Origin of the sequence: Aeromonas salmonicida subsp. salmonicida, assembly GCF_001643305.1 — a bacterium.
Lineage (GTDB): Bacteria > Pseudomonadota > Gammaproteobacteria > Enterobacterales > Aeromonadaceae > Aeromonas > Aeromonas salmonicida.
The window spans coordinates 269,492-293,598 of record NZ_LSGW01000044.1; the positions used below are offsets into that span (position 1 = coordinate 269,492).

General features: G+C 58.6%; 23 protein-coding genes and 1 pseudogene. 7 read left to right on the forward strand and 17 right to left on the reverse strand.

Going from position 1 to position 24,107, the window contains the following annotated elements:
- Nucleotides 1-104 precede the first annotated feature (104 nt).
- The 4 genes from AXW79_RS04755 to rplU form a co-directional block, all read right to left on the reverse strand.
- The gene (locus AXW79_RS04755) at nucleotides 105-1,475 is read right to left on the reverse strand and encodes a YjiH family protein (RefSeq protein WP_005311682.1); all 1,371 of its coding nucleotides are present in this window, start codon (nucleotides 1,473-1,475) and stop codon (nucleotides 105-107) included.
- Between the two features lie 409 nt (nucleotides 1,476-1,884).
- Nucleotides 1,885-3,087 carry an Obg family GTPase CgtA gene (gene cgtA, locus AXW79_RS04760; RefSeq protein WP_005311680.1) on the reverse strand — a complete coding sequence of 401 codons (1,203 nt, stop codon included), beginning with the start codon at nucleotides 3,085-3,087 and terminating at the stop codon, nucleotides 1,885-1,887.
- Between the two features lie 192 nt (nucleotides 3,088-3,279).
- Nucleotides 3,280-3,537 carry a 50S ribosomal protein L27 gene (rpmA, locus tag AXW79_RS04765; protein ID WP_005311678.1) on the reverse strand — a complete coding sequence of 86 codons (258 nt, stop codon included), beginning with the start codon at nucleotides 3,535-3,537 and terminating at the stop codon, nucleotides 3,280-3,282.
- A 17-nt stretch (nucleotides 3,538-3,554) separates the two neighbouring features.
- On the reverse strand, nucleotides 3,555-3,866 hold the full coding sequence (gene rplU, locus AXW79_RS22075) for a 50S ribosomal protein L21 (RefSeq protein WP_005311676.1): 312 nt from the start codon (nucleotides 3,864-3,866) through the stop codon (nucleotides 3,555-3,557).
- Between the two features lie 242 nt (nucleotides 3,867-4,108).
- On the opposite strand from rplU, the gene ispB reads away from it, so the two are divergent.
- Nucleotides 4,109-5,080 (forward strand): octaprenyl diphosphate synthase, encoded by a 972-nt coding sequence (gene ispB / locus AXW79_RS04775; RefSeq protein WP_005311674.1) that lies wholly within the window; start codon nucleotides 4,109-4,111, stop codon nucleotides 5,078-5,080.
- 93 nt (nucleotides 5,081-5,173) lie between these two features.
- Here the strand turns inward: ispB and AXW79_RS04780 are convergent, their stop codons facing one another.
- The 11 genes and pseudogenes from AXW79_RS04780 to AXW79_RS23605 form a co-directional block, all read right to left on the reverse strand.
- Nucleotides 5,174-5,362: a DUF2065 domain-containing protein gene (locus AXW79_RS04780; protein ID WP_005311672.1), complete on the reverse strand. Its 189-nt coding sequence runs from the start codon at nucleotides 5,360-5,362 to the stop codon at nucleotides 5,174-5,176.
- A 99-nt stretch (nucleotides 5,363-5,461) separates the two neighbouring features.
- Nucleotides 5,462-6,346: a protease modulator HflC gene (hflC, locus tag AXW79_RS04785; protein ID WP_005311670.1), complete on the reverse strand. Its 885-nt coding sequence runs from the start codon at nucleotides 6,344-6,346 to the stop codon at nucleotides 5,462-5,464.
- Between the two features lie 3 nt (nucleotides 6,347-6,349).
- Nucleotides 6,350-7,498, reverse strand: coding sequence for an FtsH protease activity modulator HflK (gene hflK, locus AXW79_RS04790; protein WP_005311668.1), 1,149 nt, complete (start codon nucleotides 7,496-7,498; stop codon nucleotides 6,350-6,352).
- A 92-nt stretch (nucleotides 7,499-7,590) separates the two neighbouring features.
- Nucleotides 7,591-8,877: a ribosome rescue GTPase HflX gene (gene hflX, locus AXW79_RS04795; RefSeq protein ID WP_005311666.1), complete on the reverse strand. Its 1,287-nt coding sequence runs from the start codon at nucleotides 8,875-8,877 to the stop codon at nucleotides 7,591-7,593.
- 63 nt (nucleotides 8,878-8,940) lie between these two features.
- Complete coding sequence (hfq, locus tag AXW79_RS04800) at nucleotides 8,941-9,204, reverse strand: RNA chaperone Hfq (RefSeq protein ID WP_005311664.1); 264 nt, start codon at nucleotides 9,202-9,204, stop codon at nucleotides 8,941-8,943.
- 70 nt (nucleotides 9,205-9,274) lie between these two features.
- Entirely contained in the window at nucleotides 9,275-10,192 is a 918-nt protein-coding gene (gene miaA / locus AXW79_RS04805; RefSeq protein WP_073531736.1) for a tRNA (adenosine(37)-N6)-dimethylallyltransferase MiaA, read from the reverse strand.
- Between the two features lie 98 nt (nucleotides 10,193-10,290).
- Entirely contained in the window at nucleotides 10,291-12,174 is a 1,884-nt protein-coding gene (mutL, locus tag AXW79_RS04810; RefSeq protein WP_005311659.1) for a DNA mismatch repair endonuclease MutL, read from the reverse strand.
- A gap of 3 nt (nucleotides 12,175-12,177) precedes the next feature.
- Nucleotides 12,178-12,300, reverse strand: coding sequence for a hypothetical protein (locus AXW79_RS23925; RefSeq protein ID WP_005311657.1), 123 nt, complete (start codon nucleotides 12,298-12,300; stop codon nucleotides 12,178-12,180).
- A gap of 16 nt (nucleotides 12,301-12,316) precedes the next feature.
- Nucleotides 12,317-13,867 (reverse strand): N-acetylmuramoyl-L-alanine amidase, encoded by a 1,551-nt coding sequence (locus AXW79_RS04815; RefSeq protein WP_011899046.1) that lies wholly within the window; start codon nucleotides 13,865-13,867, stop codon nucleotides 12,317-12,319.
- The gene (tsaE, locus tag AXW79_RS04820) at nucleotides 13,858-14,331 is read right to left on the reverse strand and encodes a tRNA (adenosine(37)-N6)-threonylcarbamoyltransferase complex ATPase subunit type 1 TsaE (RefSeq protein WP_005311656.1); all 474 of its coding nucleotides are present in this window, start codon (nucleotides 14,329-14,331) and stop codon (nucleotides 13,858-13,860) included. The genes AXW79_RS04815 and tsaE overlap by 10 nt, the downstream gene beginning before the upstream one ends.
- 8 nt (nucleotides 14,332-14,339) lie before the next feature.
- Nucleotides 14,340-15,850, reverse strand: a pseudogene (locus AXW79_RS23605) (NAD(P)H-hydrate dehydratase).
- 125 nt (nucleotides 15,851-15,975) lie between these two features.
- Here AXW79_RS23605 and queG point away from each other — a divergent pair.
- Nucleotides 15,976-17,130 (forward strand): tRNA epoxyqueuosine(34) reductase QueG, encoded by a 1,155-nt coding sequence (gene queG, locus AXW79_RS04830; RefSeq protein WP_005311652.1) that lies wholly within the window; start codon nucleotides 15,976-15,978, stop codon nucleotides 17,128-17,130.
- A gap of 92 nt (nucleotides 17,131-17,222) precedes the next feature.
- Entirely contained in the window at nucleotides 17,223-17,972 is a 750-nt protein-coding gene (ppgK, locus tag AXW79_RS04835; protein WP_005311650.1) for a polyphosphate--glucose phosphotransferase, read from the forward strand.
- 80 nt (nucleotides 17,973-18,052) lie between these two features.
- On the opposite strand, the gene AXW79_RS04840 is transcribed toward ppgK, so the two are convergent.
- Nucleotides 18,053-18,508 carry a hypothetical protein gene (locus AXW79_RS04840; protein ID WP_005311648.1) on the reverse strand — a complete coding sequence of 152 codons (456 nt, stop codon included), beginning with the start codon at nucleotides 18,506-18,508 and terminating at the stop codon, nucleotides 18,053-18,055.
- A gap of 474 nt (nucleotides 18,509-18,982) precedes the next feature.
- On the opposite strand from AXW79_RS04840, the gene metN reads away from it, so the two are divergent.
- The 4 genes from metN (at nucleotide 18,983) to rfaH (ending at nucleotide 21,975) form a co-directional block, all read left to right on the forward strand.
- On the forward strand, nucleotides 18,983-20,026 hold the full coding sequence (gene metN / locus AXW79_RS04845; protein ID WP_005311646.1) for a methionine ABC transporter ATP-binding protein MetN: 1,044 nt from the start codon (nucleotides 18,983-18,985) through the stop codon (nucleotides 20,024-20,026).
- Complete coding sequence (locus AXW79_RS04850) at nucleotides 20,007-20,555, forward strand: methionine ABC transporter permease (protein WP_005311644.1); 549 nt, start codon at nucleotides 20,007-20,009, stop codon at nucleotides 20,553-20,555. Before metN ends, AXW79_RS04850 begins: the two co-directional genes overlap by 20 nt.
- Nucleotides 20,556-20,581: 26 nt before the next feature.
- Nucleotides 20,582-21,382, forward strand: coding sequence for a methionine ABC transporter substrate-binding lipoprotein MetQ (gene metQ, locus AXW79_RS04855; RefSeq protein ID WP_005311642.1), 801 nt, complete (start codon nucleotides 20,582-20,584; stop codon nucleotides 21,380-21,382).
- Nucleotides 21,383-21,477: 95 nt separating this feature from the next.
- Nucleotides 21,478-21,975: a transcription/translation regulatory transformer protein RfaH gene (rfaH, locus tag AXW79_RS04860; protein WP_005311640.1), complete on the forward strand. Its 498-nt coding sequence runs from the start codon at nucleotides 21,478-21,480 to the stop codon at nucleotides 21,973-21,975.
- A gap of 151 nt (nucleotides 21,976-22,126) precedes the next feature.
- Here the strand turns inward: rfaH and AXW79_RS04865 are convergent, their stop codons facing one another.
- Complete coding sequence (locus AXW79_RS04865) at nucleotides 22,127-24,103, reverse strand: methyl-accepting chemotaxis protein (RefSeq protein WP_005311637.1); 1,977 nt, start codon at nucleotides 24,101-24,103, stop codon at nucleotides 22,127-22,129.
- Between the last annotated feature and the right edge of the window lie 4 nt (nucleotides 24,104-24,107).

The following is a 24,107-nucleotide window of genomic DNA, read 5'->3' on the forward strand; positions in this document are numbered from 1 at the left end:
ACGTTAATGTAAAAACCACCCATTAAAAAGACTCACTTTGGTCTAATACTCACCATAAAAAACGGCCAACCCAAGTTGACCGTTTTAAATCCCAGACTCTTGCCTTAAAACAGCAGATGCGCCACACCGGCAATGACCGGCAGGGTCACCAGGGTGCGCAGCAGGAAGATGACAAACAGCTCCCACAGCTTGACCGGGATCTTGCTGCCCAGCAGCAGGGCGCCCACTTCCGACATATAGATGAGCTGGGTGACCGACATGGCGGCAATCACGAAGCGGGTGATGTCGCTCTCTATGGTCGAGGCCAGCACGGCCGGGATGAACATGTCGGCAAAGCCGACCATGATGGTCTTGGAGGCGGCCTCGGCCTCCGGCAGTTGCAGCAGCTCCAGCAAGGGAACAAATGGCGCACCCAGCCAGTTGAAGATGGGGGTGTGCTCGGCCAGCATCAGGGCACAGGTGCCGATCGCCATCACCACCGGCAACACGCCAAACACCATGTCCAGCGCATTCTTCACCCCTTCCCGCGCGACCGCACCAAGATCGGTCATGCTGTCAGCCTTGGTCAGCGCCCGCTCTAAGCCATAGCTCATCACGCTGTGCTGATGGGGCACTGACTCCTGCTTGCGGCACAGGGGCGTGCCATCGGCATAGATGTCCTTCTTCCAGGAGAGCGGCGGCAGGCGCGGCACCACTATGGCGGCGACCACACCCGCCAGACAGACAGTCAGGTAGAAGGGAACGAACATATGCTCCAGCTTCACCTGGGAGATCACCACCAGGCAGAAGGTGATGGAGACAGCTGAGAAGGTGGTGCCGATAACGGCGGCTTCACGCTGGGTATAGAACTTGCCTTCGTACTGCTTGCTGGTCAGCAAGATGCCAACGCTGCCATCCCCCAGCCAGGAGGCGAAGCAATCCACGGCGGAGCGCCCCGGCAAACGAAACACAGGGCGCATGATGCGGGTCATCATGGTGCCGACAAACTCCAGCAGACCGAAATCCAGCAGCAGGGGCAACAACAGACCGGCGAAGATGAACACCGAGAACAGCACAGGCAGCAGATCGTGCAGTACCAGACCGCCGGTAGCACCGGAACGCAACACCTCGGGCCCCACATTGAAGAAGGTCAGCAGCACGAACACGCCACCCAGGACTCGCACACAGGCCCAGAAAGGGGAGACGTTAAACAGGCTGTTGAGGAAGGGGCGACGCACCAGGATCGCTGGCTTGAACAACCAGGCGATCAGCGTCATCAGCATGGTGGTGGTAATGATGGCACTGACCATGGCCACCAGATAATCGGCAAATACCGTTTGCACCAGCTTCGCCAGCACGGCAACCGGAATGGTGACGTTCTCGTCATAGATGACGGGGGTCATGAACAGCAGGATCCCGATGAGTGACGGGACCAGGAACATCAGCACGTTGCGACGAGTATTGAGCGCAGGCGCTTGCAGAGTCTTTTCCAGCATGGTCTACAGCCTTAATGTTACTTTTCCTTAGCCAGGTCAACTTGCATATTCATGCTCTCGCCCGACAAAACGGGCGCAAGAATACTCCAAAAAAATGCACAAACAAGCCCTTAATGGATCATTTCAAGCATAAATATTTTTGCAGGCGACCCTTCCATAAGAATGACCTCAAACAGATACGCATATCAATTCATTACGAATAGTTAGCACATTATTTCAACTAGGTTACATTCAGGTGCGCAGTATAATCCGTTGCGGTTGGCAGGCAATAAGTGACATGAGAAATATATCTATGTGGTGATCCGATCGATCCAGATGCGCCCCATAAAAAAACCGGAGCCTGTTGCCAGGCTCCGGTTTTTCTCATCGGTGGGCAGAAGAGCCGCACCGATCAGGCAGGACAGAGTGATCAGTCACGAACATAGATGACTTCAACGCCGTCGTCTTCGTCGTCATCCCAGTCTTCCTCATCGAGCCCTTCATCGAAGGCCATTGAGGCGGCCAGCGCTTCGGCTTCGGCTTGGGCCAGCTGGTTCTTGTGGTAGTCATCCCACTTGAACTCCACCTTCTCGATGGCGTCCCTGGCATCTTCCGCCAGTTGACGAGGCATGGTATCCAGCAGATCCAGGATGTCATAGCACACCTTCTTGGTGCCTTCCTTGCTGATGGCGGAGATCTGGTAGACGGGGCCTTCGTAGGCCAGCGCCGTCTTGACGCGCTCCATCACCTCGACCGCCTCTTCTTCCAGGATCAAATCCATCTTGTTGAACACCAACCAGCGCGGCTTGCCAGCCAGCTCGGGGCTGTATTTTTCCAGCTCCTTGACGATAGTCACGGCGTTCTCGGCAGGATCCGAGTCATCGACCGGGCAGATATCGACCAGGTGGATCAAGACCCGGCAGCGCTCGAGATGCTTGAGGAAGCGGATACCCAGGCCAGCACCTTCGGCGGCACCTTCGATCAGACCCGGAATGTCGGCTATCACGAAGGAGCGGGAGTTCTCGCCACGCACCACACCCAGGTTCGGCACCAGAGTAGTGAAGGGGTAATCGGCTACCTTGGGACGGGCGGCGGACACGGCACGGATAAAGGTGGACTTGCCAGCATTGGGCAGACCCAGCATGCCGACATCGGCCAGCAGCAGCAGTTCCAGCTTCAGAGTACGCACTTCACCCGGCGTACCGCTGCTCTTCTGGCGCGGCGCCCGGTTGACTGAGCTCTTGAAACGGGTGTTGCCCAGACCGTGGAAGCCACCTTTGGCAACCAGCAGCTTCTGGCCGTGGTGGGTCAGATCACCCAGCAGTTCGCCTGTGTCTTCATCGCTGGCACGAGTACCGACCGGCACACGCAGTATCCTGTCCTTGCCGCGACGGCCGGTACAGTTGGCGCTCTGGCCATTCTCACCACGCTCGGCCGCGTGAAAACGCTCGAAACGGTAGTCGATCAGGGTATTCAGGTTTTCGTCGGCAATCAGATAGACATCACCACCGTCACCACCGTCACCACCATCCGGGCCGCCGTTCGGGATGTACTTTTCACGGCGAAAGCTCACACAACCGTTACCACCGTCACCGGCATCGACTCGAATCTGGACTTCATCAACAAACTTCATAGGTAACCGTCACCTTAATTCGAAAAACCGATACGCAATTATAGTGGTACAGGCCCCTGCGGGCGATACGCATCTTAGCGATGAATGCCCCGCGCAACACCAGGCACATCTACGTTCCGTTTTTTCGTAAACTGCGTCAGAAAAACAAAAGCCCCGCCTGTTGGCGGGGCTTCGGATCCTTGCGGTCCGTAATTACTCAGCAACGATGCTAACGTACTTACGATTCAGCGGACCTTTAACTTCGAACAGGATCTTGCCAGTCGCTTTCGCGTACAGGGTGTGATCCGTGCCCAGACCAACGTTGGTGCCAGCGTGGAACTTGGTACCACGTTGACGAACGATGATGCTGCCTGCCAGAACTGTTTCGCCGCCGAAACGCTTAACGCCAAGGCGTTTAGCTTCAGAATCGCGACCGTTGCGGGATGAACCGCCAGCTTTTTTGTGTGCCATTTATCGGACTCCTCTAATTAAGCGCTGATGCCAGTGATTTTGACTTCAGTGAACCACTGACGGTGGCCCGCTTGCTTACGATGGTGCTTACGACGACGGAACTTGACGATAGTCACTTTCTCGCCACGGCCGTGAGCCACAACTTCAGCTACAACCTTGCCACCTTCAACGAAAGGAGCACCTACTTTAAAAGTGTCGCCTACAGCAACCATCAGAACTTCATTGAAGTCGATAGTAGCGCCAGTCTCAACGTTCAGCTTTTCCAGACGAACGATTTGACCTTCGGCCACACGGTGTTGTTTTCCGCCGCTTTGGAATACCGCGTACATTTGATTAACTCCGTAAAGGCGTGTCTTTTGCTCAAGGCCAGACACGCGCAAAAACCTATAACAATGGGCCGGCATTCTACGCAAATCGATTTGCTCAGGCAAGGCCAATTTAGCAAAAAGTTTATTTTGTGCGCATATCTGCCGCCGTGAATAAACGCTTAACTGTAACCCATTGTGAAATCGTGTAGAATCCCCGCCATTACTAAAACCGCAGTTATTACTGCCGTCACGTTACGAGACTTATGGACCAACAGACTATCCGTGCGCTCTGTGCTGCCGACATGACGGCGGTGAATGAACTGATCCTGGCGAGACTTCAGTCCGATGTCAGCCTGATCAACCAGCTGGGTTTCTATATTGTCAGTGCAGGCGGGAAACGGATGCGCCCCATGCTGACAGTGATGGCCGCCCGCGCACTGGGATACGAAGGTCAGGATCATCTCAAACTCGCCGCCATCATCGAATTCATTCATACCTCTACCCTGCTGCACGACGACGTGGTCGACGAATCCGATCTGCGCCGTGGCCGGGAGACCGCCAATGCGCTGTTTGGCAATGCTGCCAGCGTGCTGGTCGGCGACTACCTCTACAGCCGCTCCTTCCAGATGATGAGCGAGCTTTCCAACCTGCGAGTGATGGAGATCCTGTCGGATGCCACCAATACCATCGCAGAGGGGGAAGTGTTGCAGCTGATGAACTGCAACGATCCGGACACCACAGAACAGAGCTACATGACGGTCATCTACTGCAAGACCGCCAAACTGTTCGAGGCCGCCACCCGCCTCGCGGCCGTGCTGACCCATCAGCCCGAGCCCGTTGAGCAGGCTATGACCGACTACGGCAAGTATCTGGGCACAGCCTTCCAGATCATCGATGACGTCATGGACTACTGCTCCCAGAGCGATGAGATGGGCAAGAACGTCGGTGACGATCTGGCCGAAGGCAAGCCGACCCTGCCGCTGCTACGGGCCATGGAAGTGGGCTCACCCGAAGAGCGCCAGCTGGTGCGTGATGCCATCGAGCATCGCAATGGCATGGAACATCTCGACCAGATTCTCGGGATTCTCGACCGCACCGGTGCGCTGGAGTACTCCCGCATGCGTGCCAGGGAAGAGGCTGACAAGGCCATTGCCGCCCTCGCCATCCTGCCGGACTCCCAGCACAAGCAGGCGCTGGAAACCCTGGCCCAGATGGCGGTACAACGCAGCGCCTGAGTCAGCGATATCTGCTGTTGCATAAAAAAAGAGGCCTCGGGGCCTCTTTTTTATTGTCTGTGCTGCAATGGAACTCAGAGCCAGCCACATGATTCAGTGACCCAGCATCCAGAGGATGACGGCGCCCGCCACCACCAGAGATCCACCGATACGGCGCAGTTGTTCCGGTGGCTGTTCGCTCAGCAACCGCAGCATCTGTTGCCAGGCTTTGGGCATCAGCAAGGGGCCGAGCCCTTCAAACAGCAATAGCAGCCCCAATCCCATCAAAATGGATGTCAGCATCCCCTCTCCTTGCACAAAAAAGCCGCCCGTATCGGCGGGTCTGGCGCCATAAAGCAAAAGGGCCTGAATCATCAGGCCCTTTGGTCTTATGCTTGTCTCTTACTGCTTGGTGCCGTGAGGAGACTTGAGGTAGCGGAAGAACTCGCTGTCTGGTTTGAGTACCATCAGGTCGTTGCCACCGGCAAAACTCTTGCGATAGGCCTCCATGCTACGCACGAAGCTGAAAAACTCGGGGTCTTTCTTGTAGCTGTCGGCATAGATCTTGGCGGCTTCAGCATCCCCTTCACCACGCAGTTGACGCGCATTACTCTCGGCATCGGCGATCATGACGGTCACCTTGCGGTCGATGTCGGCACGCAGGATTTCGGCCTGCTCGCGACCCTGGGAGCGATGCTCACGGGCCACTGCCGTCCGCTCGGCACGCATCCGCTGATAGATGGAGCTGGAGACTTCCACCGGCAGGTTGATCTGCTTGATCCGCACATCAACTACCTTGATGCCGAGCTCGGAGGAGCGCGCCATCTTCATCAGGGCATCTTCCATCACGGTACTGCGCTCACCGGAGACGATGTCCTTGATGGTGCGGTTACCGATCTCGGAGCGCAGACCGTTGTTGATCTTGCGCTTGAGCAGGTCTTCGGCCTGGATCTTGTTGCCACCACCCGTTGCCAGGTAGTACTTGGAGAAGTCCTCAATCTTCCACTTCACGTAGGAGTCGATGATGAGATCTTTCTTCTCGGAGGTCACGAAACGATCCGCCTGGCCTTCCAGAGTCTGGATGCGGGCATCCATCTTGCGAACCTGATCGATGAGCGGCACCTTGAAGTGCAAACCGGGCTCATAAAGCCGCGGCTCGCCGGATTCAACCCGCTTCACCTTGCCAAACTGGACGACAATCCCCTTCTGACCTTCATCAATGATGAAGATGGAAGAGAAGCAGACCATGGCGGCTACAGCGATGACACCAATAGCTATTTTTTTCATCTATTAGTTTCTCCCTGAGCTGAAACGGTCACCGCTACGCAGCGGGGTCGGTGTGGAGTTGGCCCCTTCGTTGGACGGCGGCGTCGATTCCACCACTGACGTGCCAGCCGGACGAGCCGGTTGCACTGCCGTTGCTTTACCAGACAACTTGTCGAGAGGCAGATAGATCATGCTGTTGTTACCAGCGGGCATGTCAACCAGCACCTTGTTGGCCTGTTGATAGAGCTCTTCCATCGTTTCCAGATAGATACGCTCACGGGTCAATTCAGGTGCGGCCTGATACTGGGGCAGCAACTCGTTGAAGCGAGCCACTTCACCCTTGGCCTTCAGCACTATCTGGGACTTGTAACCTTCAGCTTCCTGCTCCAGACGCTTGACCGAGCCGCGAGCCTTTGGCTCAACTTCACGGGCATAGGCTTCTGCTTCACGAATGAAACGCTGCTCATCTTCCTGGGCGGAAATGGCATCATCGAAGGCATCTTTAACCTCTTCAGGCGGACGAGCCGGCAGGAAGTTGACGTCGACGATCTGAAGACCCATCTGATACGGTTCAATGATACCGTCGATCACCTGCCAGGTTTCCTGACGGACCTTTTCCCGACCAGTGGTCAGGACATCGTCCATCCGGGTGTGGCCCACTACATAGCGCAGGGCGCTATCGGTGGCCTGACCCAGGCTCTCGTCAGCATTGGTGACGCTGAACAGATACTGCTCGGGATCGACCACGCGATACTGCACGTCCATTTCGACACGCACTACGTTTTCGTCCTGAGTCAGCATGAAGCCGGAGGCGGGCAGCGAGCGTACAGACTCGACATCCACCGGGATCACCCGGTCGATGAAGGTCGGTTTCCAGCGCAGGCCCGGATCCACGTTATGGGAGTACTCCCCAAAACGCAGCACCACACCCCGCTCTGCTTCGCGAATGGTATAGAAGCCGCTGACGACCCACACCACCACAGCAACCACCAGGGCGATAGAGAGACCAAAACGGCCCATCTCGCCACCTGACTTGCCACCACCCAGCAAACCACCAAAACGGCGGCTTACCTTGCGCAACATCTCGTCCAGATCAGGGGGTCCCTGATTCTTGCCGTTGTTCCCCCAAGGGTCACGGTCTTTGCCGTTGTTTCCAGGCTCATTCCAAGCCATCAGCATCTCCATTAATACAAGCGGATGGATATCAACTCTATCTGGCCATCAATCATTGATGAAGCCTGCAAACATTCATCTTCATCGACGAATCAATGCCTGATAAAGCGTTGTAAATTCTCGCCTTCCTGTTTCACGAGGCGGTTCCAGTCGGCCAGTTGCAGGCGAACTTGCAACACAAAATCCCCCTCCTCGCTGAAACCTTCCTGCTCAATGCCTTTGAGGCGATAGAGCGCACTTCGCAATCTGGCGGCCGAAGGGGGTAACTGCAAGGTGTGATGCACCATGGATCCAGCCAGCAACTCGGTCAGGGCCGTAAACAGGTATTCACAGCCTTCGCCGCTCTGGGCAGACAACCAGAGTCGCACCGGGCGCCCCTCATCATCCCGCTCCAGACCAGCCGGACGATTCGCCAGCTTGTCTATCTTGTTACAGATCATCAACTGGGGCCTGTCATCGGCCTCAATTTCGGCCAACACCTGCTGTACCGAATCGATATTCTCTTGCATCTGTTCGTCGGCACAATCCACCACGTGCAGCAACAAGTCCGCTTCGCGGGTCTCCTGCAGCGTCGCTTTGAAAGCTGCGACCAGATCATGGGGCAAGTGCCGAATAAATCCAACTGTATCCGCCAGAATCACATCACCCACATCCCGGATCACCAATTTACGCAAGGTGGGATCCAGTGTTGCGAACAATTGATCGGCAGCATATACGCTGGCAGCTGTAAGTTGGTTGAACAAAGTGGATTTTCCGGCGTTGGTGTAACCTACCAGTGAAACGGTCGGTACCTCATTGCGGTTACGGGCACGACGGCCCTGTTCCCGCTGTTTGGCCACTTTGTCGAGCCGACGCAAAATCGCCTTGATGCGCTCACGCAACAGGCGACGGTCAGTTTCCATCTGGGTCTCACCCGGACCGCGCAGACCGATCCCGCCCTTCTGACGTTCAAGGTGGGTCCAGCCGCGCACAAGGCGAGTAGAAAGATGGCGTAACTGGGCAAGCTCGACCTGCAACTTGCCTTCGTGGGTTCGGGCGCGCTGGGCAAAGATATCCAGGATCAGGCCGGTTCTGTCCACGACACGGCACTGGAACAGGCGTTCCAGATTGCGTTCCTGGGCAGGGGTCAGGGCATGGTTGAAGATCACCACGTCTGCGCCCAGCATCTGCACCTGGGACGCGATCTCTTCAGCCTTGCCGCTGCCGACAAAGAGTTTGGCGCTGGGTGCACTGCGGTTGGTGGTCACCACCCCCAATGCATTGACGCCGGCCGAGCTCACCAACATTTTGAGCTCTTCCAGATCCTCCCGCTCACCCTCATCACTGAAGTTGACGTGCACCAGAACGGCCTGTTCGCCGGCTTCATAACGGTCAAACAAGCGCTTGCTCCTTGACAGGAATCATGACGAATCTGAATTGGCGAGTCGTCTCGCCTCGAGATATCACGCTTCAGCTTCACCCTGTTCTTCGCCAGCTGCGCCAGGGACGTGCTGGTGATGGTTGACGGCACGGGCCGGCACCACGGTGGAAATAGCGTGCTTGTAGACCATCTGGCTCACGGTGTTCTTCAGCAAAATGACAAACTGGTCAAACGATTCGATCTGACCCTGCAGTTTGATGCCGTTCACCAAATAAATAGAAACAGGAATCCGCTCACGGCGCAGCGCATTCAAAAACGGGTCTTGGAGAGATTGCCCCTTAGCCATCTTCTTTTCCTTATAGTTTGTTGTTTTTAAACACCGGATATCAATATAACAACCTGATTATACAGGAGTGTCAAGCCACTCCGGCACGGGCAACGACCCTTGCCAGATTGCCAGACTCACCAGATTCCAGCCAGGTGACTTCAGGCCAACCGCGCAACCAGGTCATTTGACGCTTGGCCAACTGGCGGGTGGCAACAATACCGCGATAGCGCATCTCATCATACTCCACTTCCCCTGCCAGGTAGTCCCACATTTGGCGGTAGCCAACGCAGCGAATAGCTGGCAGGTGGGGGGTGAGATCGCCTCGTTCATAAAGCGCACGCACCTCTTGCTCGAAGCCACTTTGCAACATCTTGTCAAAGCGCTGTTCGATGCGCTTGTGCAACAGGGCGCGATCGCTCGGGGCAATGGCAAACTGGTGTACCCGATACGGCAACCCTTCCCCCTGCACCTGAGTCAGTTCGGTCAGGGTTTTGCCACTGATGCGATACACCTCCAAGGCCCGGCTAAGACGCTGCGGGTCATTGGGATGAATACGGGCGCCGGCAACCGGGTCGATCCGCACCAGCTCATCGTGCAGCGCCTGCCAGCCGAGGCGTGCAGCCTCCTCTTCCAGCTCGGCGCGAATGGCTGGATCGGCGGATGGCAGCGGAGAAAGCCCCTCCAGCAGTGCCTTGAAATAGAGCATTGTGCCCCCCACCAGCAGCGGAATGCGGCCACGGGCGACAATATCGTTCATCTCCCGCAGGGCATCGCGGCAAAAGTCGGCGGCCGAATAGCTCAAGGCAGGATCGATAATATCGATCAACTTGTGGGGAGCCAGAGCCAACTCTTGCGCCGTCGGCTTGGCAGTCCCTATATCCATGCCGCGATAGATAAGCGCAGAGTCCACGCTGATGATGTCGCAAGGCAGGGTTTGGCACAGGGCGATGGCGAGATCCGTCTTGCCGGAGGCCGTTGGCCCCATCAAAAAAATTGCATTCGGCAAGTCAGTCACGTTCAAATTCCTCGATCAGATTTACCAGCGACAGCGAGCACATCACGGGCTTATTGCCAAGCTGTGTGTTGGAACAAGCACTCGGCAACTCAGCCGTCATGTGCAAACGCCTCCAGCACTGTCGTCAGCGACACGGGGCGCACCATGCGAATATCTGCCAATTGGTCACTGAAATCGGCCACAAGTTCCGTCAGCAAGCGATTGGCTGTTGAAAAATCGTATATTTTTTCGTGGCTTATCCCCTGCTCAACCAACCATTGGCATAATACTTCAGCCAGCTGGCTCGCATCACTGTCAGATCCGCTCTCGATAATTTGCAACAATTCGGGTAATAGCCGCACCAGATCGGTCTGGCGCAGCAAGGCTGGCACCCGAGTCAGGATCATGGTGTCACGCCCCCCGCTTTTCAACTCCAGCCCCATCCGTTTGAGCAAACGTTCCTGCGCTTCAACCAGCGCTATCAGGTTTTTCGGCAGCTTGAACGAAACTGGCAGCAACAGGGGTTGCGCAGCCAGCCCCTGGCCCCAGGCTTCCAGCAACCAGTTGCGCAACAGCAGGCGCTCGGCCCGCACCAGGGAGAGCAGCGCCAGCTGGCCATCTCGCACCAACAACAGATAGGCCTGCTCCACCAGGGTGAGTGCCTGCCAGACTCCGGGTGCGGTCTGAGCTGCTGCACTGGGCACCATTGCAGCGGTAGCGGATGCAGCAGACGCGGGCCCGGCACCGGGCAAGGTGGTGAGCAGTGCGCCCATGCTCCGCATCGCCTCCCGGCTGGGGGGCTCGGGCGGTTGGTAGTTGCCAGCACGCGCCGCGCTCCCTTCTCGTACTTCATTCGTCGAGGCAGGAGCCCGATAGCTGTGCTCGGCGCCATACCACTCGGGACGAGGCGCCTGGCCCGGGTATTCAATCTGCCCGCTGACAGGCAGCTCGACCAAGGTTTCGGCCAGCGGCTCTTCCTGATGAGCGGCGCTGACCCCTTCGCGGCGCAGCGCAGTAAACAGCGCCTGAAAGATAAAGTCGTGGATCAGCCGCGCCTGATGAAAACGCACCTCGTGCTTGGCAGGATGAACGTTCACATCCACCTGGTGGGGATCCAGCTCGATATAGAGCACATAGGCGGCGAAGCGGTCGGTGGGCAGCAGCTCGTCATAGGCCTGGCGGATGGCATGATTGATGAGCTTGTCGCGCATCATGCGACCGTTCACATAGGTGTATTGCAGGTCGTTCTGCGGTCTGGCCCCCTCAGGCAATGCCAGCCACCCCCACAGACGTACGTCGCTATGTTCGCTCTCCACCGCCAGCGCATGATGCATGAAGGGGGTGCCACAAACGGCGGCGAGCCGACGCTCCTGCTCCGCTACCGTATTGGCAGCCTTGTACTGGCGCATCACCTTGCCGTTGTGGCGCAGGATCAGAGTGACATCGAAACGGGAGAGCGCAATGCGGCGCACCAGCTCATCGATATGGGCAAATTCGGTCTTTTCACTGCGCATGAACTTGCGCCGCGCCGGGGTATTGAAGAAGAGATCCACCACTTCCACCGTGGTGCCAACCGGATGGGCCGCCGGTTTGACGGTGACGTTCATCTCTCGCCCTTCAGCCTGTGCCTGCCAGGCTTCGGACTGATCCTGGGTGCGGGAGGTAAATGTGAGACGGGAGACAGAGCTGATGGAGGCAAGTGCCTCGCCGCGAAAGCCGAGACTGCAGATCCCTTCCAGATCATCCAGGGTCGCCACCTTGGAGGTAGCGTGGCGCGACAACGCCAGCACCAGCTCGTCTTTGGCGACGCCGCAGCCGTTGTCCCGAATGCGGATCAGCTTGGCACCGCCCTTGTCGATGTCTATTTCGACCCGATCGGCACCCGCGTCCAGGCTGTTTTCCACCAGCTCCTTCACGACAGAGGAGGGCCGCTCCACCACCTCTCCGGCGGCAATCTGGTTGGCCAGGATCGGCGGTAAAATACGGATCGGCATGGTTTACTCCTGACTTTTAATCTTGCGGGATCCAGACACTTTCACCACTGAGCAGAGCCGATCCACCGCATCACCGCCGGCGACAACCTGGTTGGCCAGGAGGGGCGGTAAAACAGGGATCGGCATGGCTGACTCCTGGTTTTTATTCTTGCGGGATATAGAGCACCTGCCCTATCTGGATATCCCGTGATTTGAGTTTGTTGATCTCCACCAGCCGGGCCTGGCTCACCCTGTGCTTCTCGGCAAGGCGGGAGAGGCTCTCGCCCCGTCTGACGACGTGGCGCAGCATTCTGGACTTCTGATTGGCCTGCACGCTGGTGACCGGTACGCTCGGCTCCTTGGCGGCCACCGAGTAGGGTTTGATCACACCGGCGCCAGACGAGCTGCTGACACTGCTGACAGGCGCACCACCATCGCGCACTGTGGCAGGCATACGATTGGTCACCACGGGCTGGGATTGTACCTGCACCGGTTTGCTCACGGCGGCAGGCTTGTTGACGGCAACGGGCCTGCTGACGGCAGCCGGCCGACTGGCCTGTCCCTTGCCAGTCAGCATGGCGCCCTTGGTCGGATGAGCGCGGTAGTAATTGCGGATCCCCTCGAAGATGGCACGGGCCAGCTTGTCTTGATAGGCGGGGGTAGCCAGCAGCTTTTCTTCCGCATGGTTGGAGATAAAACCTGTCTCTACCAGCACGGAGGGAATGTCCGGGGCTTTCAGCACAGCCAGACTGGCATGCTCCGGCGCCTTTTTGTGCAATCTGGCCACCTTGCCCATGGAGCGCAGGATCTGGCGGCTGACGTCATAGCCCTCGGCACGGGACTTGTCCATGGAGAGATCGAGGAAGGTCTGCGCCAGATAGGGATTCGGGTCGGATTCGGCCAATACCTTGCCTACCCCACCCAGCAGTTCCCCCTGTTTCTCCTGTTTCTCCAGCCAGCTGCCCATCTCGCGGTTGGCGCGATTGGTCGACAGCACCCAGACAGAGGCGCCGCGCGGCGTCGAGTTGTGGAAGCTGTCCGCGTGGACGGAGACCAGCAGATCCGCCTTGGCCTTGCGGGCAATTTCGGAGCGCTTGTTCAGATCCACGAAGTAGTCCCCGCGGCGAGTCAGCACGGCGCGCATGCCGGGTTCCCTGTCAATGAGTGCCGCCAGCTTCTGGGATACCGCCAGGGTGACTCGCTTCTCATAGGTGCGACGGGGGCCGATGGAGCCCGGGTCTTCCCCGCCGTGGCCCGGATCGATTGCGATCACCACCCCCTTGCCTTTACCCCCCACAGGAGTGGCTTGCACGGCGGCGGCAGAGCGCTTCTCTTCATAAGGCAGGTCTATCACCAACCGGTGGCCATAGGGGCCTGCCGGCGCCAGCGGAAACACCACGGGTTTGATGGTGGAACTGAGATCCAGCACCAGCCGCAGTCCACCCTTTTCCAGCGGCGAGCTCTCGCGGATCTTGCGCACCAGCTCGCTGTTGTTCCCGATACGGGCCAGATTGGCGACGTTGTTCGCCCCTTTGAGGTCGATCACCAGTCGATCCGGGCCGGTCAGGGTGAAGTAGTTGTAATTGGGAGCACTGCTCATGTCGAGCACCACCCGGGTGTTATCCGGCGATGGCCATACCCGCACACTCTTGAGCTGATTCGCCCAGGAGGGTAAGGCCATCAGAGAGAGGGCAATAACAAGGATCAAGCGCACGTAGATGACAACCGTTCCAGAATGGCTTCGCCAATAGCAGTGCGGGCTTCTATCAGAGCCTCACGCTGCTCGTTTACATAAGTCAGGGTAATGTCCAGATCGGGCGCCGGCAGCCAGCCTTCCCCCTTCTCCGGCCACTCCACCAGACAGAGGGTATTGGCAGCAAAGTAGTCACGGATACCCATGAACTCCAGCTCTTCCGGATCAGCCAGACGATAGAGATCGAAGTGATAAACCTGCCAATCGGCCAGTTCATAGGGTTCAACCAGGGTATAGGTCGGGCTCTTGACCTTGCCCTGATGCCCCAGCCCTTGCACCCAGCCACGGGTCAGGGTGGTTTTTCCGGCCCCGAGGGAGCCGTGCAAGAACACCGTGGTCGCCTGCAGGCAGGCATGTGCCAGACGGCCACCCAGTGCCACTGTTGCTGCCTCGTCCGGCAGTGTCATCATCAACTGTTTTGCCATGTTCTTCTTTAACTTGTTATGGAGTCGGGATTAACCAGTCGACGGATAAAGGGCAGCAGGTCTGATGCCAGCATACCTCTCTCTCCGTCTGCGGCGGCCAGATCGGCCGCTTCCCCGTGGATCACGGCTCCCAGCCGGGTTGCCTCGACGGCAGACCAGCCCTGAGCCAACAGGGCGGCGATTATACCAGACAAGAGATCGCCCATGCCGCCACTGGCCATGCCGGGATTGCCCTCATCACAGAGCGTGATTTGCTTGCCGTCATCAATGAGCGACCCCGCGCCCTTGAGCAGCACTACGCCGCCAAATCGCTGCTGCAGGCGCCGCACAGCGGCAAAGCGATCCGCTGCAATGTCGGCAATGGAGCAGCCCAGCAGGCGTGCCGCCTCACCCGGGTGAGGCGTGAGCACCCAATTATCCTGATGACGGGGACATAGCGCCAGCCAATTCAATCCATCGGCGTCCAATACCAGCGGCAAGCTGTCATTGACCAATAATTCAAAATGGCGCCGACCCCATTCGTCCTGACCGAGTCCCGGCCCCACCAGCCGCACCGAAGCCCAGTACTCATTCGGTTCAACCACTGAGTTCATCAACTCGGCTTGATAGAGGCTGACGGGCCCATGACTCGGATGCTGGCACACCCGTACCAGACCCGCTCCCGCCCGCAGGCAGGCAAGACCCGCCAGTACTATGGCTCCCTGCATGCCCACATTGCCCCCGGCCAGCAGCACCTTGCCGTGGGAGCCCTTGTGAGCCGAGCGCTGGCGCGGGGTAAGCAGGTGTTTGAGGCCGGGATAATCAATCCGCTCAGCCGCCGCTTGCAGCGTCTCCTCTGGCATGACTCCTAGGGGATCGCAGTCGAGTTGGCCCACCCCATCCACACCATCGCTGGTAAGCATGCCTTGCTTGATGCCGATGAAGGTGAGGGTTCGAGTGGCACGCACCAGCGCCCCCATGGCACAGCCGGTATCGGCATTGAGGCCGGAGGGCAGATCCACCGCCAACACAGGCGCGCCCAAGCTATTCATTGTTGCGACGATCTTTGTCAGAAGCGGCGAGAGGGGGGTATGGACACCCGTGCCAAGCAGTGCATCTATCACCAGGTCCGGCGGCGGCAGTGAATCCAGCTCGCTGGCGCCTGCCATCAGCACAGTCCCCCCAGCGCCAGCCAGTCATCGGCGGCTCGCCTGGCATCCCCTTTCAGCTCGTCAGGCGCCCTGGCAGCGATCACCCGGGGTTCAAGGCCTATCTGTCTGGCGAGACGCGCCAGCACATAGCCATCTCCGCCGTTGTTGCCCGGGCCGACAAAGATCCACCAACGGCAGCTCCGTGGCCAATGATGGGTGGCGTAGGTACGCAGCGCCGCACCGGCACGCTCCATCAGGGCGTAGCGTTCCTGCCCTTCCCGCTTGGCCCAGCGCTGCTCCAGCGCGCGGATCTGTTCAGTCCGCCACAGTGATTGTGGTAAACTGCGCACCTCTTTCCCGCTGATAGCATCCCCGATGACCTTTACCATGACGGCTCCTGACTTTCATCCATTAGCCCTGGCTGAGACGCTTCGGGCACGCGATGCGACATGACCACATCTGATTTTCACTACCGGTTGACCCAGGACATCAAGCCTGTGGGGCTCGATGCCGCATGACTACGCCTGATTTTCAGCAGTTGGCTCACGATATCAAGCTATGGGCAGGCGAGCTAGGATTTGACCAGGTCGGTATCACGGACACGGATCTTACCCTCGAGGAGCCCAGGCTGCAGGCCTGGCTGGATGCAGGCCATCACGGCAGCATGGACTACATGGCCCGACACGGCATGATGCGGGCCCGCCCCCATGAGCTGCTGCCGGGCACACTGCGGGTAGTGTCGGTGCGCATGAACTACCTCCCCTTCGAGGCGGGTTTTGCCGCCACCCTGCGCGATCCGACCCTCGGGTACATCAGCCGCTACGCTCTCGGCCGCGACTACCACAAGGTGCTGCGCAACCGCCTCAAGCAACTGGGGGAGCGGATCGAACAGCGTTGTCAGGCGCTGTTTCAAACCACCCAGGACACAATGGGAGAGTGGCGCCCCTTCGTCGACTCGGCCCCCATACTGGAGCGGCCGCTGGCCGCCAAGGCGGGACTGGGCTGGGTCGGCAAGCATTCGCTACTGCTCAACGAATCGGCCGGTTCTTTCTTTTTTCTGGGGGAGCTGCTGCTCGCCCTGCCCCTGCCCATCGATGCCCCGGTGGAAAAAGAGCTGTGCGGCAAGTGCGTGGCCTGCATCAATATTTGCCCGACCGGTGCCATAGTCGCGCCCTATGTGGTGGATGGGCGCCGCTGCATCTCCTACCTCACCATAGAGAACGACGGTCCCATCCCGGAAGAGTTCAGGCCGCTCATGGGCAATCGCATCTATGGTTGTGACGACTGCCAGCTCATCTGCCCCTGGAATCGCTATGCAGATGCAAGCCCGGAACCCGACTTCAAAGCGCGCCCCAACCTGCACCGCCCGCCCCTGCTGGAGCTGTGGCGCTGGGCCGAGAGCGAATTTCTCAAGCACACTGAGGGGAGCCCGATCCGGCGCATCGGCTATCAACGCTGGCGCCGCAACCTGGCGGTGGCGCTTGGCAACGGCCCGGCTACACCAGAGGTGATCGCCGCCCTGCAACTGGCGCTCACCAGCGCCGAGCCCATGGTGGCCGAACACATAGCGTGGGCACTGACGACCCTGGCCAAACGCCAGCAGGATGACAACAAAAAGACACGCTTGCTGATCCGTTGCATCGAAAAAGGTCTGCCGGATCACGCATAAGCGATCTGCCCCTTGCCGGATGCACACCATTTTTTCATGCTCTGTCGGCGGTTAACCGTCGGCACCATAAGCACTATAAAAGGAACAATCTGATGCAGATGTTGGGAGTGGATATCGGTGGCTCAGGGATCAAGGGATGCCTGGTCGATACCGAAACAGGCGAGCTGATTGGCGAACGCCACCGTCTGGCAACACCGCAACCGGCGACCCCGGCGGCCGTGGCACATACCCTCAAGGCACTGGTAGAACACTTCCAATGGAAGGGCCCTGTGGGTTGCGGCTTTCCCGCCACCATCCACAACGGCATTGCCAAGAGCGCAGCCAACATCGACAAGAGCTGGATCGAGACCGATGCTGCCCACCTGTTTTCGGATGTGACCGGCCTGCCCTGCCATGTGCTCAACGATGCCGATGCGGCGGGTCTGGCCGAGATGCGCTTTGGTGCCGGCAAGGATCGCAAGGGGATCATCATCCTCATCACTGTTGGTACCGGCATAGGTACTGCCGTGTTCGTCAACGGCCAGCTGCTGCCCAACACCGAGCTGGGTCACCTGATGCTGGAAGGCATGGTAGCCGAGCACTACTGTTCGGATGCGGTGCGCAAGCGGGAGGATCTCTCCTGGAGCCGCTGGGGAAAACGCTTCAACAAGTATTTGGCCAGACTGGAGTTTCTGTTCTCCCCCGACCTCTTTATCCTGGGGGGCGGCAGCTCAGCCAAGCTCGACAAATTCATCGATCGCATCGAAACCCGCGCGCCGCTGGTGGCAGCCGCCAGTCTCAATCAGGCTGGCATCATAGGGGCTGCCCTTCATGCGGCCGAACGCAGCGCCGAACAGCAGTAAGGCGGCATCCCCACTTTGGGTCGATGATAGAAAAGAGGCCCGGCAAATGCCGGGCCTCTTTCGTTGCACCTTTACCGCGGCTAGATGTCGTCGAGCCGATGCACACCGTGTACCAGTCGGGTCAAGCGGGTTTGTTCCAGCGACGCCAGCGAAGTCAGCAAGGCAGCCGTCTCGTCGGTCGGGCACTCGCGGGCCAGATGGCTCAGCTCGCCGATGAGTTTTTCTTCCTGACGACACACCTGCTGCACTATGTCCTGAGTCTGGGCACTGGCAGGTAGTGCCAACCGCTGGATCTCGGGCAGCAGATCCTCGCTGAAGCCCCGCTCCAGCCAGGTTTCCTTGACCCCCTGACTCAGCTGTCCCTGATAATCGTGCAGATGGGCACTCGCTTCATCCTCCCGCCCTTGCAGATACGCCAGCAACATGCGGCTGCGCTCGCCATCCACTTCTGCCATCAGTCGCCCATAACAGAGTCCGAGCTGGTGATGAACCTGTTCGAGGTAAGACAGCAAATCCTTGATCTGTTGAAATCGCATCACTCACTCCTCCTGCCACGCCACACCTGTTGAGTATAAAAAACAACCACACATATCCCAAACCAAAGGAGGTCGCTTTTTGTGCTGCATCAAGGGGATGGATAACAAAAGAGATAAAGGAACAAAGTGGAACGATTTGTGCCATCTTGGTGGCAGCCAAAGAGTGCGAACAGCACTCCTGCTCTCATAACCAACAAAACAGAAATGGAAAGTAGATTATCCAGGCTATATTCGGAGAAAATCAATAATAGCCAAATACAATATTGCGGCCTGATAAACCACTGTCGTCGTTAGTCATCCGGCGAGAATCCTTATCACTTTTTTAGACGTCTAGACGTAGAAACATGCGTTGACATAGCCATCCAGACATCTTAGCATCATCCTCCATGATGACAGAGTAACCCAGTGGAACCTCTGCCCAATTCACCCGCCTGTAGCGCCCTGTGCTTTAAGGCTGTTAGCACGGAAGAATCCATGATTAAGTTGATCGGTCTCAACAAAGTCTACGGTAAAGGCAGTGATGCCGTGCACGCCCTGCGTGACGTGAGCCTGCATGTGCCACAAGGCAAAATTTTCGGGGTGATCGGTGCCTCCGGTGCCGGCAAGAGTACCCTCATCCGTTGTGTCAACCTGCTGGAGCGCCCGACAGAGGGGCAGGTCATCGTCGACGGCCAGGACCTGACAGCGCTGCCGGAGCGGGAGCTGACCCAGGCCCGCCGCCAGATCGGCATGATTTTTCAGCACTTCAACCTGCTCTCCTCCCGCACAGTGTTCGCCAATATCGCGTTCCCGCTGGAACTGGCAGGCTGGAGCAAGTCCCAAATCCAGACCCGGGTCGGCGAGTTGCTGGCGCTGGTCGGGCTGGAAGCCCGCGCCCACGCCTATCCGTCCGAGCTGTCCGGCGGCCAGAAGCAGCGTGTCGCCATCGCCCGCGCCCTGGCACCGGCTCCCAAGGTATTGCTGTGTGACGAAGCCACCTCGGCCCTCGACCCGCAGACCACACGTTCGATCCTGAGCCTGCTCAAGGAGATCAACGTCAAGCTGGGGCTCACCATACTGCTCATCACCCACGAGATGGATGTGGTGAAGGGGATCTGTGATGACGTGGCCATCATCAGCGACGGCAGTCTGATCGAGCAGGGCGAGGTCGCCTGGTTCTTCAGCAATGCCAAGACCCAGCTGGCCCGTGATTTCATCCACTCCACCATCCATCTGGAGGTGCCGCAGGAGTATCAGGACCGCATGAGCAGCGAGCGAGTGGCGGGCAGCTATCCGCTGGTGAAACTCGGCTTTACCGGCAGCACTGTCGATACACCGCTGATTTCAGAGGCGAGTCGTCGCTTCAACATCGATATCAGCATACTGAGCGCCGATATCGAGTACGCCGGGGGCGTCAAGTTCGGCTTCCTGCTGGCAGAACTGTTCGGGGATGAGGCCCAGTGCGAGGCGACTCAGCAATTCCTGATAGACAACCATATTCAGCTGGAGGTAATGGGTTATGTCCGAAGCCATGATTAATCTGCTGGTCACCGCCCTCGGTGATACCCTGCTGATGGTGTTTGCCTCCGCCCTGTTTGGCTGCCTGCTTGGCCTGCCCCTTGGGGTAGCACTGCACGTCACCAAGGCGGGCCAGATCCTGGCCAACCCGGCCCTGAACAAGCTGCTCGGCATCCTTGTCAACATTGGCCGCTCCGTGCCCTTCATCGCCCGCCTGGTGGAAGGTGCTCTGATGGAGGTGCCGGACGGCTTGCTGGAAGCGGCCAAGGCCATGGGTGCCAAACCTTTGCAAATCATCACCAAGGTGCTGCTGCCAGAAGCCCTGCCCGGCATCATCAACAGCGTCACCATTACCCTGGTCACGCTGGTGAACTACTCCGCCATGGCCGGTGCCATCGGAGGGGGTGGCCTGGGCGATGTGGGTATTCGCTACGGTTATCAGCGCTTTGACCCCACCGTCATGCTGGCAACCGTTGTGATTCTGGTTTTACTGGTTCAAATCATCCAGAGCGCGGGTGAGCGCCTGGTCAACACATGTGATCATCGTTAATCGTCGATTTCTGACAGGAGGTTTTTATGAAATTTGGCATTAAATCCGTTGCGGCTGCCTTGTTGGCTGGCCTGGTACTGGCCGGTTGCGGTCAAAAAGAAGAGAGCAAGACCCTGAAAGTAGGCGCCATTGCCGGGGCGGAATCCCAGCTGGTGGAAGCCGCGGCCAAGGTCGCCAAGGACAAGTTCGGTCTGGATGTCGAAGTGGTCACCTTCTCCGACTTTGCCACCCCGAACGTGGCCCTGAACGATGGCAGCATCGATCTGAACGCCTTCCAGCACAAACCGTATCTGGATAGCCAGGTCAAGGATCGCGGCTTCGATCTGGTACCGGTTGGCAACACCTTCGTCTACCCCATCGCCGGCTACTCCAAGAAGATCAAGGCCCTGGCCGATCTGAAAGAGGGCGCGCAAATCGCCGTGCCGAACGACCCGACCAACCTGGGCCGCTCTCTGATCCTGCTGCAAAAGCAGGGCCTGCTGACCCTGAAGGAAGGCACTGGTCTGGAAGCGACTGTGCTCGACATCGCCAGCAACCCGAAAAAGCTGAAGATTGTTGAACTGGAAGCGGCACAGCTGCCACGCTCCCTGGAAGATGTGGACCTGGCCATCATCAATACCGTGTATGCCTCCCAGATCGATCTGCTGCCAGGCCGTGACGGTCTGTTCGTGGAAGACAAGGATTCTCCCTATGTCAACCTGCTCGTCTCCCGTGGCAACAACAAGGATGACGCCAAGGTGAAGGAGTTCGTCCAGGCCTTCCAGAGCGACGAAGTGTACAAAACTGCTGACGAATTGTTCAAAGGCGGCATCGTCAAAGGTTGGTAATCACTCACTCAGCAAAAAAGGCCACGCCAAGCGTGGCCTTTTTTATTGCCGCGGTTATCATAACCGGGAGCACGGCAACACGAACGTAACAGAACATGAAAAAATGGTATCTGGCCTACTGCAAGCCAAAGGAAGAGGCCCGCGCACGCGCCCATCTCGAAGCCCAGGGGATTGAGTCCTATTACCCCATGGTCGAGATCGAGAAGCTGCGACGGGGCAAGCGTGTCCCTGTGCGGGAACCCATGTTTCCCAACTATCTGTTTATCTATGTGGATCTGGAGGAGGTCACGCCGGTCACCCTGAAGTCGACCCGTGGCATCAGCCGCATCATCCACTTCGGCAAGGAGTGGACCGCCATCAGCAGCCAGCTGGTTTATCAGTTGATGAGCCGTGACGACAGCGACGAGGCGAGAGCCAGCTACGCCAATCTGCCAACCCAGGGCGACAAGGTATTGATCGAATCGGGCCCATTGGCCGGATTCGAGGCGATTTATCTGGAACCAGATGGAGAGAAACGCGCCATCCTGCTGGTCAGCCTGCTCAACCAGGAGACCTCCAGCAGCTTCGACAATCAGGCTTTTCGCCGCCTGTAATGACCCTCATCAAGCAGGCGTTCATGACAAGCAACGCCTCATTCCTCAAGCAGCTTCGACTATCAGGCTGCCTGCCGCCTGTACCAATGCTGAGGCGGGCCATCTGGCCCGCCTCATTTATTTATCCAGATCATACGCCTTGGCGGCGTTATCAGGCCCCCAGTTCGAAGCGACTGATGACGGACGTCAAACGACCCGTATCCTGTGCCAGTCTGGCCACTATCTCTTCCCCCTGCTGGCTGCGCTGGCTCGATTGTCGGCTCAGCCCGGCGATCTCTTCCACTGTGCCCGCCACCTCCTGGGCAACCCGCGACTGCTGCTCGGTAGCGGTGGCAATGGCCCCCAGCTGACCGGACAGATCCTGCACCAGCTGCAGCATGGTATCCAGGGTCTGCGTCACAGAGGCAACGGCGTTGCGGCCCTCTTCGACCAACTGGGTACCGCTGCCGACCGTGCTCACCGTCTGGCGGGTCTGTTGCTGAATACTGGCGATGGTCTGACTGATCTCCTCGGTTGATTGACTGGTGCGACTGGCAAGCAAACGCACCTCATCGGCCACCACGGCAAAGCCACGCCCCTGCTCCCCGGCCCGCGCCGCCTCGATGGCGGCGTTGAGCGCCAGCAGATTGGTCTGCTCAGCGATGGTGGCGATCACCTCGGTCACCCGGCCGACCTGTTCGCTCTGGGCACTGAGCAGCCCCATGGCCTGATTGGCCTGAACTATCATGGCGGCAATCTCCTGCATTGTGGTGGTCATGCGACCGAGGGCACTGCCCCCTTGCTGTGTCTGTCCCTCAGCCTGATGGGCCACTCGAGCCGCCTCGGCTATGTTCCCCGCCACATCACGGGTGCTGACCGACATCTGTTCGATCGCCGCCGCCACCGTATCCACCCGCTGATTCTGACTCGCCAGATCGTCGACGATGGCCCTGGTGGTGTTACCCACCTCGACACACGCCCCTTCCACCTGCCCCACGGCGCCCTGGATCTCGCCGACCAGCTGACGCAGCTGCAGCGACATCTGGTTGATGGATCCCGTCAATCCACCCAGCTCATCCTGACTCTGCACCGGCAGAGGGCGGGACGGCAGACGGCCATTGGCTACCTGATCGGCCCGCACCACCAGACTGGCGATGTCCCGGGTCAGACGGCGACTGAACAGCAGGGCGACCAGGGTGCCCAGCACTATGACGGTCAGGGTAGCCAGCAACAGGGTACGGTTGATGGTCTGACCGGCACTGGCCATCTTCTCCCCCATGCTGTCCACTTCAGAGCGAGTCTGGGTCACCTGGGCGGCCAGCTGACTGGCCAGCTGGGTCAACGCAGGTTCTATGTCGGTTGCCATCAGATGATTGGCCTGATCCCAGTCCGGGGCCTGACGCTTGCTTATCACCTGACCGACCAGTTCGGCAAAGGGCGCTGACATCTCTTCAAACAGCGACCAGAGGCTCTTCTGGGCCTCGGAGAAATGGGCCTGCTGCTGTTTCAGCTCGGCGACCCGCTGCTGATGGAACTGGTAGTAATCCTGATACTTGGTGCCATATTCGGGGTCGCCCGAGATGAGGAAGTCCCGCAGGGCTGAGAGGGCATTGGAGAGGCTGTTATACGCATCCCCCACCTGCTTGAGCAGCAGACGGCGGTCCCCTGGCAACTGATCCTGCGGGGTGGCCACCTCTTCATTGGCGAATGACTGCAACTGATCGAGGGCCGCTTCTGCCAGCGGGCCCGCCTCCAGCAGCATGAGCGTGTGAGCGGGCAGGTTCTCCTCTGTGTGGGCGATGGCCCATACCTGCTCCTGGCGTCCTTTGAAGGCCTTGAGCGACTGGGCAAGTGCGGGAGTGAACTGCTGCTGCTCGATGGCTTGCCAGGCCCCTTCCCACTCCTGTTTGAGGCGGGATGCCTGGACCGGATCCTTGCCAAGAATGAGATAACCACGCAAGGAGGAGACGGTGGCCACCAGCGCCTTCTGGCTCGCCTCATCCCGTTGCAGGGCAGGCAGCGCCTGCTCCAGCAGCGCTGTCTCAACCTCGCCGATCCGGCCGAGCTGGTGATAGACAAGGCCGGAGGAGAGGATCACCAACAGATTGATAAAACAGAAACTAAACAACAACTTGCTTGAAATTTTCATGAAC

Excerpts from the sequence above, each read along its gene's own strand:
- hfq (WP_005311664.1), bottom strand. The coding sequence starts at position 9,204 with ATGGCTAAGGGGCAATCTCTCCAAGACCCGTTTTTGAATGCGCTGCGC.
- hflC (WP_005311670.1), bottom strand. The coding sequence starts at position 6,346 with ATGAAAAAAATAGCTATTGGTGTCATCGCTGTAGCCGCCATGGTCTGC.
- ppgK (WP_005311650.1), top strand. The coding sequence starts at position 17,223 with ATGCAGATGTTGGGAGTGGATATCGGTGGCTCAGGGATCAAGGGATGC.
- cgtA (WP_005311680.1), bottom strand. The coding sequence starts at position 3,087 with ATGAAGTTTGTTGATGAAGTCCAGATTCGAGTCGATGCCGGTGACGGT.
- queG (WP_005311652.1), top strand. The coding sequence starts at position 15,976 with ATGACTACGCCTGATTTTCAGCAGTTGGCTCACGATATCAAGCTATGG.
- ispB (WP_005311674.1), top strand. The coding sequence starts at position 4,109 with ATGGACCAACAGACTATCCGTGCGCTCTGTGCTGCCGACATGACGGCG.
- rplU (WP_005311676.1), bottom strand. The coding sequence starts at position 3,866 with ATGTACGCGGTATTCCAAAGCGGCGGAAAACAACACCGTGTGGCCGAA.
- tsaE (WP_005311656.1), bottom strand. The coding sequence starts at position 14,331 with ATGGCAAAACAGTTGATGATGACACTGCCGGACGAGGCAGCAACAGTG.
- AXW79_RS04780 (WP_005311672.1), bottom strand. The coding sequence starts at position 5,362 with ATGCTGACATCCATTTTGATGGGATTGGGGCTGCTATTGCTGTTTGAA.
- AXW79_RS23925 (WP_005311657.1), bottom strand. The coding sequence starts at position 12,300 with ATGCCGATCCCTGTTTTACCGCCCCTCCTGGCCAACCAGGTTGTCGCC.
- rpmA (WP_005311678.1), bottom strand. The coding sequence starts at position 3,537 with ATGGCACACAAAAAAGCTGGCGGTTCATCCCGCAACGGTCGCGATTCT.
- mutL (WP_005311659.1), bottom strand. The coding sequence starts at position 12,174 with ATGCCGATCCGTATTTTACCGCCGATCCTGGCCAACCAGATTGCCGCC.
- metN (WP_005311646.1), top strand. The coding sequence starts at position 18,983 with ATGATTAAGTTGATCGGTCTCAACAAAGTCTACGGTAAAGGCAGTGAT.
- AXW79_RS04850 (WP_005311644.1), top strand. The coding sequence starts at position 20,007 with ATGTCCGAAGCCATGATTAATCTGCTGGTCACCGCCCTCGGTGATACC.
- hflK (WP_005311668.1), bottom strand. The coding sequence starts at position 7,498 with ATGGCTTGGAATGAGCCTGGAAACAACGGCAAAGACCGTGACCCTTGG.
- AXW79_RS04865 (WP_005311637.1), bottom strand. The coding sequence starts at position 24,103 with ATGAAAATTTCAAGCAAGTTGTTGTTTAGTTTCTGTTTTATCAATCTG.
- AXW79_RS04755 (WP_005311682.1), bottom strand. The coding sequence starts at position 1,475 with ATGCTGGAAAAGACTCTGCAAGCGCCTGCGCTCAATACTCGTCGCAAC.
- AXW79_RS04840 (WP_005311648.1), bottom strand. The coding sequence starts at position 18,508 with ATGCGATTTCAACAGATCAAGGATTTGCTGTCTTACCTCGAACAGGTT.
- rfaH (WP_005311640.1), top strand. The coding sequence starts at position 21,478 with ATGAAAAAATGGTATCTGGCCTACTGCAAGCCAAAGGAAGAGGCCCGC.
- metQ (WP_005311642.1), top strand. The coding sequence starts at position 20,582 with ATGAAATTTGGCATTAAATCCGTTGCGGCTGCCTTGTTGGCTGGCCTG.